We start from the raw sequence: 14,002 nt of genomic DNA, 5'->3' as shown, positions 1-14,002 counted from the left end.
TCAGCTTCATAAGATCGGGGCAATTTTTCGGGTTGGATTTGGTGTCATGGCCAGTGTGCTGCAAAAATCTTATCAGAGTTTTCGTTTCCTGTTCGTTTTGAACTGGGATGTTTTGCTGAGTTTTGGTGTCACCACGCTTGCCCTTGCGGCGGGCGCGTATCTGGCAGCAAGCGCCAACATCCTCACTTTCTGATTCCTGCTGAAACGTCCTGAGTTTTGATTGCGCGGCCTATCGGGCCGCGTTTGCGTTTGGTCTTTTGACAAGACGCGCCAATCCCGTTACTCAACTGCTAAAGTCCGAAAGTTCTAGGTAGAGAAAAATATGGCTTACAGGCGAGGCGCGGGCACATCCTGCGGTGTAGAGCAACCGCAAGGCAATATTTTGTGGCAGGCCCTAACGTTTTTTTTCCTCTTTTTTGCAATGAGTTTAGCGGCGTTGCCGCAGGTCGCGCAGGCTCAGAATTTCACCATCAATTCGTTCGAGGTTGAGGGCAATCAACGGATTGAAACCTCGACCATCATCGCCCGAACGGGAATCACGGCAGGGGAGTCGGTAACCGCAGGGCAGTTGAATGACGCTTATCAGCGCGTGCTTGACAGTGGTGTTTTTGAAACAGTCGAGTTAACGCCGCGCGGTAACACCCTGGTTATCAATGTCGAAGAGTACCCCACGATCAATCAAATCAGCATCGAGGGCAATCGCCGGATCAAGGACGACGTTCTATTTCAGGCCATATCGTCAGAGCCGCGCCGCGTGTTCACGCCCCAGGTTGCTGAAGCAGATGCAGATCTGATTGCAGAAATTTACTCGGCGCAAGGCCGGGTCGCGGCGACAGTTATTCCAAGGATCATCCGCCGCAACGAGAATCGTGTCGATCTGGTGTTCGAAATCTCCGAAGGCACCCCGATCGAAATCGAACGGGTCAGTTTTGTCGGCAACCGCGCGTATTCTGACCGCCGTTTGCGCCGCGTACTGGAGACTAAACAAGCGAATTTCCTACGCACTTTCCTGCGGAGCGATACGTTCATTGCGGATAGGGTTGAATTCGACAAGCAGGTGTTGCGCGACTTTTACCTTTCGCGTGGGTACGTAGATTTTCGTGTGAACAGCGCGAATGTTGAATTCACCCGTGAGCGGGATGCTTTCTTCTTGGTCATGAATATCACCGAAGGACAAAAGTTCTCGTTCGGCAAAATCACGACTGTCAGCGAAATCCCAGGCGTTAACGCGGCTGACTATCAGAATGCGCTGAAGATCAAGCCTGGCGTGACTTATTCGCCGACGCTGATTGAGAACTCGATTGCCAGACAAGAGCGTCTGGGCGTTAAGCAAGGCGTTGATTTCCTGCGGGTTGAGCCGCGGGTGACTCGCAATGACCGTGATCTGACGCTGGATATCGAATTTGTCCTGACCAAAGGTCCGCGCATCTTTGTCGAGCGGATTGATATCGAGGGCAACACAACCACGCTTGACCGGGTGATCCGCCGTCAGTTCGATACTGTAGAAGGTGACCCGTTCAATCCGCGAGAAATTCGTCAGAGCGCCGAGCGCATTCGCGCTTTGGGCTTCTTTGCCGTCGCAGATGTCGAACCGCGCGAAGGGTCTTCCCCCAGTCAGGTCATTGTTGATGTGGATGTTGAAGAGCAGCCAACAGGGTCGTTGAGTATCGGCGGGAGCTTTTCTGCATCAGATGGTTTCGGGCTTGCGCTTGGTCTTCAGGAAGCCAATTTCCTTGGACGCGGTCAGACGCTGGGTATCAATTTGTCTACCGCGCAGGATTCCGAGCAGTATACAATCAACTTCACTGAACCCTATTTGTTGGGCCGTAAGTTGCGATTTGATCTTGGGCTGGGCCTTGCCAGCACAAACTCGAGCTTTGCGAGCTATGACACCCAAACCGTCTTCTTTGAACCGCAGCTTAGCTATGCGATTGGAGAATTGTCGGCTTTGAGATTGCGCTATAACTGGAATCGTAGCGAGATGACGCAGCAAAGCGGTGAGACAAACGGTGCAGTGATCGCTTCGGAGATTGCGCAAGGCGAGCGTGTGACCAGTTCATTGGGTCTATCCTACATTTACGATAGCCGTCTTGGTGGATTGAATCCCAACGCGGGTGTGTTGTTCGAAGTGGGCGTCGATGCCGCCGGCCTTGGTGGCGACAACCAATACTTCAAAACCACGGCACGTTCGATCGCGCAGACCAGAGTGCTGAATGAAGAAGTGACGTTGCGGGCTTCGCTGGAGTTGGGCGCACTGCATTGGCGAGGGAATGACTTCAGCAGAACGATTGATCGTTTTGTTTTGGGCCCCAACACCTTCCGTGGCTTTGAGCCGGCCGGTATCGGTCCGCGGGATTTGTCGAACGGGCAGGATGACGCAATCGGTGGCAACTACTATTGGGTCGCCCGTTTCGAGTCCGATTTCCCGTTGGGTCTGCCCGAAGAGTTCGGCCTGCGGGGCGGTGTTTTCTATGATGTGGGCAACCTGTACAACATCGACAATGTGAATACTGCTGGTGGCAACATTGTTGGCGCTGACGGCTCTATTCGACATGTTGTTGGTCTTTCGGTTCTTTGGACCACGCCGTTTGGACCTTTGCGGTTCAACTTTTCTCAGGCTCTGAAGAAGGAAGAATTCGACAAGGTGCAGAACTTTGACCTGACCATCCAGGCTCAGTTCTGACGCGTATGTCGAAGGGTACTAAGATCACGTTTCGGGGCCCGTTTCGGGCCCTGTGCATTTTATTTCTCTTGTTGTTTCCGGGTGCGCTGCCTGCCCAGCAGCTGGGGTTGCCTGAAACGGGTGTACTTACCATATCCAGCGACCGCCTGTTTTCAGACTCCGCCTTTGGCCTGCGTGTCTTTGGCGAGATCGAAGCAGAGAGCGCCGCGCTAGCCGCTGAGAACGAAAAGATCGTTGCCGAATTGAGCCAGGAAGAGAAGGCTCTGACCGAACAGCGTGCCCAGCTTGAGGCAACGGAATTCCGGCCTCTGGCAGACGCGTTTGATCGAAAGGTTCAGTTGCACCGGGACAGCCAGCGCGCAAAACTGGATGGGCTTGCAAGGCGCAGCGAAGAGGCGCGCGCCCGATTTTTTGAGCTTTCACAGCCCGTCCTGATTGATCTGCTGCGTGAAACCGGGGCCTCGATGATCATCGAACGATCGAGCGTATTTCTCAGCTCTGACGCCTCGGACATTACCGACATCGCCATCGCGCGGATTAACGCTGCAATCGGCGATGGGACCGCCGCGCAGGCCAATGACGGCCAATAGCTTGGCTTGCTCTTGTCAGACGGTATTGCTAACCACGCGCAAAAGAGAAATCCAGCACAGGACATCCGCATCATGACCACGGAAACAAAGAGCGCTGACATTCAGCTGATTCAGCGCATTCTGCCGCATCGCTACCCGTTTCTGTTGGTTGACAAAGTGGTGGACATTACCGGCTACACCTCGGCTGTGGGCATCAAGAATGTCACGATGAATGAGCCGCACTTTCAGGGACACTTCCCTGGCACGCCGATCATGCCGGGTGTTACGATAGTTGAGGCGATGGCGCAAACCGCAGGCGTCATGCTGGGTGTTGGTATGGATGTGATCGACAGCGAACTGCTGATCTATTTCATGAATATCGACAAATGTAAGTTCCGCCGCAAGGTCGTGCCTGGCGATGTACTTGAAATGCATGTCGAGACGGTGCGCGGCAAAAAAGGCGGTAAGATTTTCAAGTTCAGCGGTCGCGCGACCGTTGATGGTGAAGTCGCGGCTGAGGCCGAGTTTTCAGCCTATGTCGATTGGGACATGGAAAAGACGACATGAGCGGCGTTCATCCCAGCGCGATCATCGAAGACGGTGCGCAGATTGGTCGGGACTGTGTAGTCGGACCGTTCTGCTATGTCGGCGCGCAGGTGCGTTTAGGGGATCGGGTCGAGCTCAAGTCTCATACCGTGGTGACGGGCGATACATCGGTTGGTGACGATACGATTATCTTCAACTTTTCTGTCATCGGGGAGATCCCTCAGGACTTGAAGTTTGGCGGCGAAAATACGCGGCTGGAGATCGGCAAACGCAACCGTATCCGCGAGCATGTCACCATAAACACCGGCACCGAAGGCGGCGGTGGTGTGACGCGGATCGGGGATGATTGTCTGTTCATGGCCGGCGTTCACGTGGCGCATGACGTGCAGATCGGCAATCGGGTCATCATGGTGAACCATGCCGGGGCCGCAGGTCATTGTATCATCGAAGATGATGTTATCGTTGGCGGTATCTCGGGGCTGCATCAATGGGTGCGCGTTGGACGCGGTGCGATCATTGGCGCGCTGACCATGGTCGCAAACGATGTCATTCCCTACGGCCTGGTTCAGGCCTCTCGTGGCGAACTGGACGGGTTGAATCTGGTGGGGCTCAAGCGACGCGGCGTGTCGCGTGCGGATATCTCGGCCTTGCGGTCGGCCTTTCGCGAACTGTCTGAGGGCGACGGCACCTTTATGGATCGGGCTAACCGCTTGCAGGAGATCGACAGCGACTATGTCCGTCAGATCTTTGACTTTGTCACGGGCCATTCGGACCGGTCCTTCCTGACCCCAAGGAAATGAACGCATGTTGGCGCTGATCGCAGGAACGGGCATATTGCCAGATGAGTTGGTTGCCAGCCTGCCAGAACGCCCCTTGATCTGCGCTATGGAAGGGTTCTTGCCGGACACTCTGACAGCTGATCTGGTGTTCCCGCTCGAACAATTGGGCAGTTTTATTGCCGAGCTGCAGCAGCGCGGCGTTACCGAGATTTGTATGGCAGGGGCTGTGCGCCGCCCGGTTATTGATCCGGCGCGGATCGATGCGGCGACGATGCCTTTGGTGCCGATATTGCAGCAAGCTATGATGACAGGGGATGATGATGCCCTGCGCGCCATCATCGGCGTGTTTGAACAGGCCGGTCTGACGGTTCGTGCGGCGCATGAGGTTGCGCCTCAGATACTGCCGCCCTTGGGATGCCTGACACAGGCCGCACCATCAGAAAGTGATCTGGCAGATGCAGATCGGGCGGCTGGCATATTGCGCGCCATGGGGGCGGCAGATACCGGTCAGGCCTGCGCGGTGCTTAAGGGGCAGGCCCTTGCGATTGAAGGCATTTTCGGCACGGCCTGGATGCTCCAATCCCTCACGCAACGCCCCGATGCCGGGGGCGGAATCCTGTTCAAAGGGCCCAAGCCGGATCAGGATCGCCGCGCAGACCTGCCCGCCATCGGGCCCGAGACGGTCACGGCGGCGGTTGCGGCTGGATTGACGGGGATTGTGATCGAAAAAGGCGGTGTCATTGTGCTTGAACGTGAACGCGTTGTGGCAGAATGCGACCGGCTTGGCCTGTTTCTGTTCGTACGCGAGCGGGCGGTCTGATGCGCGTCTTTCTGGTCGCCGGGGAACCTTCGGGCGATCGATTGGGCGGTGCTTTGATGGAGGGGCTGAAAACGCTGGTCCCCGACGTCGAATTCGACGGGGTCGGTGGCCCGCTGATGCAGGCGCAGGGGCTGGTCAGCCGGTTTCCGATGTCCGAGCTCAGCGTTATGGGACTGGTCGAGGTTCTGCCCAAGTTTTTTCATCTGAAACGCCGCATATCCGAGACGGCGCAAGCCGTACTTGAGACCCAACCAGATGTCCTAATTACAATCGACAGCCCGGATTTTTCGCTGCGTGTCGCGAAACTGGTCAAGGCCAGCAGCACGATCCGTACGGTTCACTATGTTGCACCCAGCGTCTGGGCGTGGCGACCGGGCAGGGCGGACAAGATGGCAAAGGTCATCGATCATGTTCTGGCGCTGCTGCCGTTTGAACCGCCCTATATGGAACGCGTAGGCATGGAGTGCGATTTCGTCGGCCACCCGGTCGCCAGCGAAGCGGTTGCAACCCAACAAGAGGTTTCGGCCTTTCGCGACACCTTTGATTTGGGGGATGCACCGGTTCTGCTGGCGCTGCCGGGTTCAAGACGGGGAGAGGTGGAACGGCTTGCCGGATGTTTCGGAGAGGCCCTGCATCGTTTTACCTCAGATCACCCGGAGTACCGGGTTGTTGTGCCCACGGTTGGGCATGTGACAGATCTTATTCAAGCCGTAGTCACAGAATGGCCCGGTAATCCCGTGGTTCTAGACCCGCGCGACATGAGCGCGGCGGAGGCGACAGCCTATAAACGTGCGGCATTTGGGGCAGCGGAGCTTGCGCTGGCTGCGTCAGGAACGGTGTCGCTGGAGCTTGCGGCCCAGAACACGCCTATGGTGATTGCCTACAAGCTGAACTGGCTGACGCAGAAAATGGCCGAGCGACTGGTTAAGCTGGACACGGTGACACTGGTCAATCTGGTCTCAGAAACCCGCGCCGTTCCTGAATGCCTGCTGGATGAGTGCCAGCCCGACAAGATCGCAGCTGCACTGAACACCGTCGTCTCAGATCCGGGCGCACAACAGGATGCGATGGCCATTACGATGGAACGCCTAGGCCGAGGGGGTGAAGCTCCGGGGTTGCGGGCCGCGCGAGCCGTGATCGGGCGGATGCGCGCGTGATGCTGGATCATGTGGTCTTTGCCGCGTCTGCCTTCATGGCTCAGGTCCTGACGAACCTTGATAATCTGGCAGCACTTTTGGCCCTGATGTTCGTCTCTGGCCCGCGTCGTGCTGTATTGGGGTTCCTTCTGGCTCAGATGCTGGTGATCTGCGCGGCCTTTTTGCTGGCCGTTGGGGTGGACGATGTGATCCCGCACTGGGCCGGATATCTGGGTGCGCTGCCTCTGACGCTCGGGCTGATTGGGGTCGTGCGACAGCTTCGGGGAGCCTCGGATCAGCGAGAGCCACATCTCGCGTCCGGCGCCCCCGTTTTAATGACCATGTTATTGTTCATCAGCCTGTCGATGGACACGTTCGCGGTGCTGGCCCCCTTGCTGGCCGACTCGGCCCCCAGTTTTCGGGTCGCCGGTGCGCTTGGGGCGGTGTCGGCTGCTTTGGGGCTGGCCGTTCTTGGATTTGTCGGCGCACGCACGCCCATCATGACCGGCGGCCTGGCACGCCGGCTGGAAACTCTGGTGCCGTATGTGATGATCTGCGCTGGCTTCTATATCCTCAGCAACTCCTGGACTGACGCTATTTAATAGCCGCGCCAAATCCAGCCGCCACCGAAAATACGGCTTCCACCTGTCTCATAGAACACGCAGGCTTGTCCGGGGGAAACCCCTTCCTCAGCTGTCAGCAATTCGACCTCGGCGGTTGTGTCGGACAGGGGCCGGATGATCGCCTCGCGCGGCGGGCGGGTCGAGCGGACCTTGACCGAGACATGCCATTCCTCTCGCGACATGAGGGGCGCATCACCCAGCCAGTTGATTTCCCGCACCGGAACGGTACGGGTGGCCAGCAGGTCTTTGGGGCCAACCACAACCTGCTTTTTGTCGACGTCCAGTTTCACCACATATAGCGGTTCGCTGAGGCCACCGATCCCAAGCCCGCGGCGCTGACCGATTGTATAGTGAATAACGCCGTCATGCTGCGCCAGCACGCGGCCATCAGCATGAACGATCTCACCCGGTTCTGCGGCACCGGGGCGCAGTTTCTCGATCACGCTGGCGTAGTTACCGTCGGGAACAAAGCAGATGTCTTGGCTGTCGGGCTTGTCAGCGACGGCCAACCCATACTGCGCCGCCATCTCGCGCGTGGCGTCTTTTGACGGCAAATGGCCAAGCGGAAAGCGCAGGAAATCCAGCTGCTCCGGTGTCGTCGAGAACAGGAAATAGGACTGGTCGCGATTGGCATCTTCGGCGCTGTGCAGTTCAGGCCCGTTGGGGCCCATCTTGCGTTGGATATAGTGGCCGGTTGCCATGCAGTCGGCCTCAAGATCCTTGGCCGTTTCCAGCAGGTCCTTGAACTTCACCCGCTCATTGCAGCGAATGCAGGGTACCGGCGTCGCTCCCGCAAGATAGCTGTCAGCGAATTCGTCAATTACCGCGTCTTTAAAGATATTCTCGTAGTCCAGCACATAATGTGGAAAGCCACGTTCCTCGGCCACGCGGCGCGCATCGTGGATATCAATCCCGGCGCAGCAAGCGCCTTTCTTGGCCAGCGCCGCGCCATGATCATAAAGCTGCAGCGTCACGCCCACCACGTCATAACCCTGATCGGCCAGATACGCAGCCACGACCGAGCTGTCGACGCCACCGGACATGGCAACAACCACCCGCGTTTCCGAGGGCGGTTTGGCAAAGCCAAGCGAGTTCAGCGGGGTCTCGGTATCGAGGGCCATGGTTGGTTCCGTTTCGGGTTAAGGAAGACCGGCAGAATATAAGAAAATTCTACACACTCTCAAGAGGCGGTTTCACGCAGCATTAAGTAGGCTGGGGTCAGCTTTGTGACAGCAAGAAAGGGTCGAGAAGATGTATTTGCACAAAGTTGAAGGACCTCGGTCGGTAACCCTGCCGGATGGAACGGTTTTAACACGTGCGGATTTGCCCCCGGCTGATACACGCCGCTGGGTTGCTTCGCGAAAGGTGATTGTTGTGCGGGGCGTCCTGTATGGGCTGATCACGCTGTCGGATGCAAAAAAAAGGTATGGGATCAGCGAAGAGGAATTCAACTCGTGGGTTTCCGCAGTGGCCGAGCATGGTGTGGACGCTTTGAAGGTCACCGCATTAAAAAAATATCGACAACCTAAGGTAGAAAGTGAATAAATGATTCAACGGTAACGTCAGATTAACCATTTTTGTTCAGGCTCAATTTGAACAGGAATAATTGACCCGAACTGGAGCAGTGATAATGCGCATACTTCTTGTTGAGGATGATCCTACAACGTCAAAAAGCATTGAGTTGATGCTGACACATGCCAATCTGAATGTGTATGCAACCGATCTTGGCGAAGAAGGCATCGATCTCGCAAAGCTTTATGACTACGACCTTATTCTGTTGGATCTGAACCTGCCGGATATGAACGGGCATGAGGTGCTGCGGCAATTGCGGATCGCGCGGGTGGAAACGCCGATCCTGATCCTGTCCGGCGCGGATGATACGGAAAGCAAGATCAAAGGATTTGGTTTTGGCGCCGATGATTACTTGACTAAGCCTTTCCATCGCGAAGAGCTGGTGGCCCGCATTCATGCCATCATCCGCAGATCCAAGGGGCATTCGCAGTCAGTTATCCAGACCGGTAAGGTGGCTGTGAATCTGGATGCCAAAACCGTCGAGGTCGGTGGAAAAACTGTTCATCTGACGGGCAAGGAATACCAGATGCTGGAACTCCTGAGCCTGCGCAAAGGGACCACGCTGACCAAAGAGATGTTTCTGAACCACCTCTATGGCGGTATGGACGAGCCCGAGCTCAAGATCATCGATGTGTTTATTTGCAAACTGCGTAAGAAACTCAGCAACGCAACCGACGGCGACAATTATATCGAAACCGTCTGGGGGCGGGGATATGTCCTGCGCGACCCGCAAAGCATCTCGGTTGAAGAAACGCGGATGGCGGTCGGCGCCTGAACCAAATCCTGAAATTGCCGCTATTGGTCCAGGGCGGCATCTTGCTCACTCACGGCTCAGCACGACACTGGACCTGCTCATGCCCTCACCCTATCACTAGGCCAGAAAGATGTGACAGGGCGAGGGCATGAGCGATTCCATTGCAGTACAAGACCTGACGGAAGAGCAGGCACAGGATGAACTGGCGCGGCTTGCTGGGCTGCTGCGCCGCGCCAATGAGCATTACCATGCCAAAGACGATCCAGAGATTTCGGATGCTGAATACGATTCTCTGAAGCGCCGCAATCAAGAAATCGAAGCCCGTTTTCCTACGTTGAAACGCCAGGACAGCCCGACCGAACAGGTCGGCGCACGACCCGGCGATGGCTTTGCTAAAGTAACGCACGCCGTGCGTATGATGTCGTTGGGTAATGGCTTTAATGATGAGGATGTCGCTGGCTTTGACCGGTCCATCCGCAAGTATTTGGGCCTGAGCGATGATGCGCCGCTGGCCTATACGGCCGAGCCGAAGATCGACGGGCTTTCACTCTCGCTGAGGTACGAAGATGGTCAACTGGTTCAGGCAGCCACCCGAGGGGATGGCGCGGTTGGCGAAAACGTAACCGCCAACGCGCTGACCGTGGAAGACATTCCCAAACACTTGGAAAACGTCCCCGGAATCCTGGAGGTCCGGGGCGAAATCTATATGTCTCACGAGGACTTCGATGCGCTCAACGCGCGCCAGACGGAAACAGGCGGCAAGACCTTTGCCAACCCGCGCAACGCAGCGGCCGGATCGTTGCGGCAGCTGGATTCCAGTATTACACGCACGCGGCCGCTCAGGTTTTTTGCCTATGCCTGGGGCGCAGTCTCAGAACCTTTGGCCGAAACACAGATGGCGGCGATTGAGCGGTTGAAAGCACTTGGTTTTCAAACCAACGATCTGACCCGCCGCTGTGAAACGCCTGCGCAGATGCTGGAGCACTATCGAAAGATCGAGGGACAGCGCGCGACGCTGGGCTATGACATCGATGGGGTGGTTTACAAGGTCGATGACCTTTCCTTGCAGGCGCGTTTGGGATTTCGGTCAACCACGCCGCGTTGGGCGATTGCGCATAAATTCCCAGCCGAGCTGGCCTGGACCCGACTTGTGGCGATCGATATCCAGGTCGGACGAACCGGTGCGCTCAGCCCCGTGGCTCGTCTGCAGCCGGTGACGGTGGGTGGCGTGGTCGTTTCCAATGCGACGCTGCACAATGAAGATTACATTGCAGGGCGCGACGCAAAAGGGGGCGAAATCCGGGACGGCAAGGATTTTCGGATCGGGGATTGGGTGCAGGTTTATCGTGCCGGTGACGTGATCCCAAAGCTCGCCGATGTCGACCTGTCAAAGCGCCCTGATGGCGCGCAACGATTTGAATTTCCATTCAAATGCCCAGAATGCAACAGCGATGCGATCCGGGAGGAGGGTGACGCCGTCCGCCGCTGTACAGGTGGTCTGATCTGCCCGGCGCAGGCGGTGGAAAAGCTCAAGCATTTTGTTTCGCGCAAGGCCTTTGATATCGAAGGGTTGGGCGCAAAGCAGATCGAGATGTTCTATGATGACCCGGCACTTCCCATTCGGACACCGGCCGATATTTTCACCCTGCAAAGCCGCGACGCAGAGAGCCTTTCGCGTCTGAAAAACCGGGATGGCTGGGGTGATACATCCGCCAGCAACCTGTTCGCCGCCATTCAGGAAAAGCGACGGATTCCTTTTGCGCGTTTGCTGTTCGCGCTTGGCATTCGCCACGTGGGTGAGGTCGGCGCGCGCGATCTGGCACTGTATTATCGCAGTTGGGAGGCGATGGCACAGGCGGTTGATACGGCCCGCCCAGCGGCGCTGGCACAGCGCGCCGCGGACGAGGCCGAAGACACAGAACGCCGGGCCGCAGCCGCAGAGGGGCGCAGGGCCAGGATCAAAGAAGCCCGCGACGCTGCGATTGCCGCGTCTGAGGTACGGCCCGAGGCCGCCTCGGTCTGGTCTGACCTGATCGGGATCGACGGCATCGGCGCAACGCTGGGCCTGTCCCTGTCGGATGCATTTGCCAACACGGAAGAGCGCACCGCGTTTGATGAGTTGCTGCAACATCTTGAGGTTGTGCCCCCCGAAGCGCCCAGCTCTGACAGCCCGGTGGCAGGCAAAACCGTCGTATTCACCGGAACATTAGAGAAAATGACCCGCGCCGAAGCCAAAGCCCGGGCCGAGGCGCTGGGGGCCAAAGTCTCGGGATCGGTCAGCGCCAAGACGGATTTGCTTGTGGCCGGGCCGGGGGCGGGGTCCAAGGCCAAGAAAGCAGCGGATCTGGGAATTGAAACTCTGGACGAAGATGGCTGGTTGCAGCTGATCGGGGATGCATGAGCGGGCGCCCCGAACTCCTCTTTCCGTTGTTTGCTGGGTTAGAAACGCTTGACGGCGTTGGGCCTAAGACCGCGCAGCTGCTTGTGCAGATCGGGGTTGAGACCCCGCGCGACGTTCTGTTCGGGCTGCCTTATGCAGTTATTGATCGGCGACGACGCGATACCATTCAAGGGGTCGATTTGCCGACGACCCTGACGGTTGAGGTCACCGTTGGGCCGCATCGTCCGTCCCGCAACCGGGGGGGCGCATATCGCATTCATGTCGAAGATGCGCAGGCTGATTTTCAATTGGTCTTTTTTCATGCGCGCGGCGACTATCTGAACAAAATACTGCCGCAGGGCGCGCGCCGCGTTGTGTCGGGTAAGCTGGAATTGTTCGATGGGATGGCCCAGATGGTTCACCCTGATCATATCGTTGTGCCCGAAGAGGCAGGTGAGCTTCCTGAGTTCGAACCCGTCTATCACCTGACGCAGGGCGTGACGCAAAAGACGGCCTATAAAGCCACCAGAAGCGCGTTGCAGCGTGCGCCGGAATTGGTGGAATGGATCGATGCGGCGCAGGTTGAGCGGCAGGTATGGCCCGACTGGGCCACCGCTATTCAGGCGGCGCATAACCCGATGGGCGCAGATGACGTCGCCCCGTTTGCTCCTGCGCGCGAGCGTTTGGCCTATGACGAGCTTTTTGCGCACCAGTTGACGCTCGCTCTGGCGCGGCAGAGAGAGAAACGAACGCGCGGGATTGCCAGTCAGGGAACGGGCGACTTGCAATCGAAGGTTCTGAACGGCCTGCCATATCGGCCCACCAACGCGCAGACGCAGGCGATTCAGGATATTGCCGCCGATATGATGTCTGATGCGCGTATGAACCGACTGCTGCAAGGCGATGTCGGGGCGGGGAAGACGCTGGTGGCGTTTATGGCGCTTTTGATCGCGGTCGAGGCCGGCGGGCAGGGTGTCATGATGGCGCCGACAGAAATTCTGGCCCGCCAGCATTTGCAGGGCTTGCGTCCTTTGGCCGAAGATGCGGGTGTTGTTCTTGAGATCCTGACCGGGCGCGACAAAGGGGCCGAACGGCGGGCCAAGCTTGAGGCTTTGAAACGCGGCGATATTCACATCCTTGTCGGAACCCATGCGGTGTTCCAAAACGATGTCGAGTTTCGCGATCTGCGCCTAGCCATCGTGGATGAACAGCACAGGTTTGGCGTGCGTCAGCGAATGGAGCTGTCGGAAAAGGGGCAGGGCGCCGACGTGCTGGTCATGACGGCCACCCCGATCCCGCGCAGCCTAGCTTTGGCGCAATATGGCGACATGGATGTGTCGGTTCTGGATGAAAAGCCACCGGGAAGAAAGCCGATCAAAACCGCGATTGTCAGTACGCAGCGTATGGACGAAGTGGTCGCCCATCTACGGCGCGCGATTGATGAAGGTAAACAGTGCTACTGGGTCTGCCCGCTGGTCGATGAATCCGAGGTCTCGGACCTGACGGCTGCGGAGGAACGGTTTAAACGCCTGCGTGCACTGTTGGGCGAAGGCTCGGTCGGTCTTGTGCATGGGCAGATGCCGCCTGCGGACAAGGATGCAGCGATGGCGGCCTTTCAATCGGGTCAGACCAAGGTGCTGGTCGCGACAACCGTGATCGAAGTGGGGGTCAATGTGCCCAACGCGACGATCATGGTCATCGAGCGCGCCGAGATATTCGGGCTGGCGCAGCTGCATCAGCTGCGCGGGCGTGTTGGGCGGGGCGAGGATGCCTCGACCTGCTTGCTGATGTACCAGCCTCCGCTAAGCGAGGGTGGGCGCAAACGGCTGGAGGTTCTGCGCGAGACCGAAGATGGGTTTCGCATCGCCGAAACCGATTTGCAGATGCGCGGTGCCGGAGATCTGATAGGCACCGCGCAATCCGGGCTGCCCAAGTTCCGCATCGCCGATCTGGAGCGGCAGGCGGGTTTGATGGCGGTGGCGCAATCGGATGCGCGCGCGCTGCTCTTGGCGGACCCTAAACTGACGTCGACACGGGGTCAGGCCGCGCGCGTTCTGTTGTGGCTTATGAAACAGGATCAGGCAATCCGTTTGCTTTCAGTGGGTTAGATCAAAAGTTCTGCTAAGTTCACAAATGTTCT

13 protein-coding genes are annotated in these 14,002 nt (G+C 57.7%); 12 read left to right on the top strand and 1 reads right to left on the bottom strand.

Features of this window, described 5'->3' with window-relative positions:
- Window positions 1-46 precede the first annotated feature (46 nt).
- The 8 genes from ACR0I7_RS04815 to ACR0I7_RS04780 all read left to right on the top strand — a co-directional run bounded on the left by ACR0I7_RS04815 (window position 47) and on the right by ACR0I7_RS04780 (window position 7,135).
- Window positions 47-193, top strand: coding sequence for a hypothetical protein (locus tag ACR0I7_RS04815; protein ID WP_480508953.1), 147 nt, complete (start codon window positions 47-49; stop codon window positions 191-193).
- A 129-nt stretch (window positions 194-322) separates the two neighbouring features.
- Window positions 323-2,683 (top strand): outer membrane protein assembly factor BamA, encoded by a 2,361-nt coding sequence (gene bamA / locus ACR0I7_RS04810; protein ID WP_480508951.1) that lies wholly within the window; start codon window positions 323-325, stop codon window positions 2,681-2,683.
- Between the two features lie 5 nt (window positions 2,684-2,688).
- Complete coding sequence (locus ACR0I7_RS04805; RefSeq protein ID WP_480508949.1) at window positions 2,689-3,273, top strand: OmpH/Skp family outer membrane protein; 585 nt, start codon at window positions 2,689-2,691, stop codon at window positions 3,271-3,273.
- Between the two features lie 72 nt (window positions 3,274-3,345).
- Complete coding sequence (fabZ, locus tag ACR0I7_RS04800; RefSeq protein ID WP_480508947.1) at window positions 3,346-3,819, top strand: 3-hydroxyacyl-ACP dehydratase FabZ; 474 nt, start codon at window positions 3,346-3,348, stop codon at window positions 3,817-3,819.
- A complete protein-coding gene (gene lpxA / locus ACR0I7_RS04795) occupies window positions 3,816-4,598 on the top strand; it encodes an acyl-ACP--UDP-N-acetylglucosamine O-acyltransferase (RefSeq protein WP_480508945.1) in 783 nt (260 codons plus the stop codon). Before fabZ ends, lpxA begins: the two co-directional genes overlap by 4 nt.
- 4 nt (window positions 4,599-4,602) lie before the next feature.
- On the top strand, window positions 4,603-5,397 hold the full coding sequence (locus tag ACR0I7_RS04790) for an LpxI family protein (protein WP_480508943.1): 795 nt from the start codon (window positions 4,603-4,605) through the stop codon (window positions 5,395-5,397).
- Window positions 5,397-6,554, top strand: coding sequence for a lipid-A-disaccharide synthase (lpxB, locus tag ACR0I7_RS04785; RefSeq protein ID WP_480508941.1), 1,158 nt, complete (start codon window positions 5,397-5,399; stop codon window positions 6,552-6,554). Before ACR0I7_RS04790 ends, lpxB begins: the two co-directional genes overlap by 1 nt.
- Window positions 6,554-7,135: a hypothetical protein gene (locus ACR0I7_RS04780; RefSeq protein WP_480508939.1), complete on the top strand. Its 582-nt coding sequence runs from the start codon at window positions 6,554-6,556 to the stop codon at window positions 7,133-7,135. The genes lpxB and ACR0I7_RS04780 overlap by 1 nt, the downstream gene beginning before the upstream one ends.
- On the opposite strand, the gene mnmA is transcribed toward ACR0I7_RS04780, so the two are convergent.
- A complete protein-coding gene (gene mnmA / locus ACR0I7_RS04775; RefSeq protein WP_480508937.1) occupies window positions 7,132-8,277 on the bottom strand; it encodes a tRNA 2-thiouridine(34) synthase MnmA in 1,146 nt (381 codons plus the stop codon). The two genes, ACR0I7_RS04780 and mnmA, sit on opposite strands and share 4 nt — an antisense overlap.
- Before the next feature lie 130 nt (window positions 8,278-8,407).
- Between mnmA and sciP the strand changes: the two genes are divergently transcribed.
- From sciP to recG, 4 genes are all read left to right on the top strand, one after another.
- Window positions 8,408-8,701, top strand: a complete 294-nt coding sequence (sciP, locus tag ACR0I7_RS04770; protein WP_480508936.1) for a CtrA inhibitor SciP — start codon at window positions 8,408-8,410, stop codon at window positions 8,699-8,701.
- A gap of 85 nt (window positions 8,702-8,786) precedes the next feature.
- Window positions 8,787-9,503: a response regulator transcription factor CtrA gene (gene ctrA, locus ACR0I7_RS04765; RefSeq protein WP_480508934.1), complete on the top strand. Its 717-nt coding sequence runs from the start codon at window positions 8,787-8,789 to the stop codon at window positions 9,501-9,503.
- A gap of 127 nt (window positions 9,504-9,630) precedes the next feature.
- Window positions 9,631-11,883, top strand: a complete 2,253-nt coding sequence (gene ligA, locus ACR0I7_RS04760) for an NAD-dependent DNA ligase LigA (RefSeq protein ID WP_480508932.1) — start codon at window positions 9,631-9,633, stop codon at window positions 11,881-11,883.
- On the top strand, window positions 11,880-13,970 hold the full coding sequence (gene recG / locus ACR0I7_RS04755; protein ID WP_480508930.1) for an ATP-dependent DNA helicase RecG: 2,091 nt from the start codon (window positions 11,880-11,882) through the stop codon (window positions 13,968-13,970). The genes ligA and recG overlap by 4 nt, the downstream gene beginning before the upstream one ends.
- Window positions 13,971-14,002 lie beyond the last annotated feature (32 nt).

This window comes from Ruegeria sp. AM1, from assembly GCF_056540745.1.
This window is presented reverse-complemented; position numbering and strand designations above follow the sequence as displayed.

Coding starts and splice junctions, on each gene's coding strand:
- ACR0I7_RS04790 (WP_480508943.1), top strand. CDS start 4,603: ATGTTGGCGCTGATCGCAGGAACGGGCATATTGCCAGATGAGTTGGTT.
- lpxA (WP_480508945.1), top strand. CDS start 3,816: ATGAGCGGCGTTCATCCCAGCGCGATCATCGAAGACGGTGCGCAGATT.
- ctrA (WP_480508934.1), top strand. CDS start 8,787: ATGCGCATACTTCTTGTTGAGGATGATCCTACAACGTCAAAAAGCATT.
- mnmA (WP_480508937.1), bottom strand. CDS start 8,277: ATGGCCCTCGATACCGAGACCCCGCTGAACTCGCTTGGCTTTGCCAAA.
- bamA (WP_480508951.1), top strand. CDS start 323: ATGGCTTACAGGCGAGGCGCGGGCACATCCTGCGGTGTAGAGCAACCG.
- ACR0I7_RS04815 (WP_480508953.1), top strand. CDS start 47: ATGGCCAGTGTGCTGCAAAAATCTTATCAGAGTTTTCGTTTCCTGTTC.
- sciP (WP_480508936.1), top strand. CDS start 8,408: ATGTATTTGCACAAAGTTGAAGGACCTCGGTCGGTAACCCTGCCGGAT.
- lpxB (WP_480508941.1), top strand. CDS start 5,397: ATGCGCGTCTTTCTGGTCGCCGGGGAACCTTCGGGCGATCGATTGGGC.
- ligA (WP_480508932.1), top strand. CDS start 9,631: ATGAGCGATTCCATTGCAGTACAAGACCTGACGGAAGAGCAGGCACAG.
- fabZ (WP_480508947.1), top strand. CDS start 3,346: ATGACCACGGAAACAAAGAGCGCTGACATTCAGCTGATTCAGCGCATT.
- ACR0I7_RS04805 (WP_480508949.1), top strand. CDS start 2,689: ATGTCGAAGGGTACTAAGATCACGTTTCGGGGCCCGTTTCGGGCCCTG.
- ACR0I7_RS04780 (WP_480508939.1), top strand. CDS start 6,554: ATGCTGGATCATGTGGTCTTTGCCGCGTCTGCCTTCATGGCTCAGGTC.
- recG (WP_480508930.1), top strand. CDS start 11,880: ATGAGCGGGCGCCCCGAACTCCTCTTTCCGTTGTTTGCTGGGTTAGAA.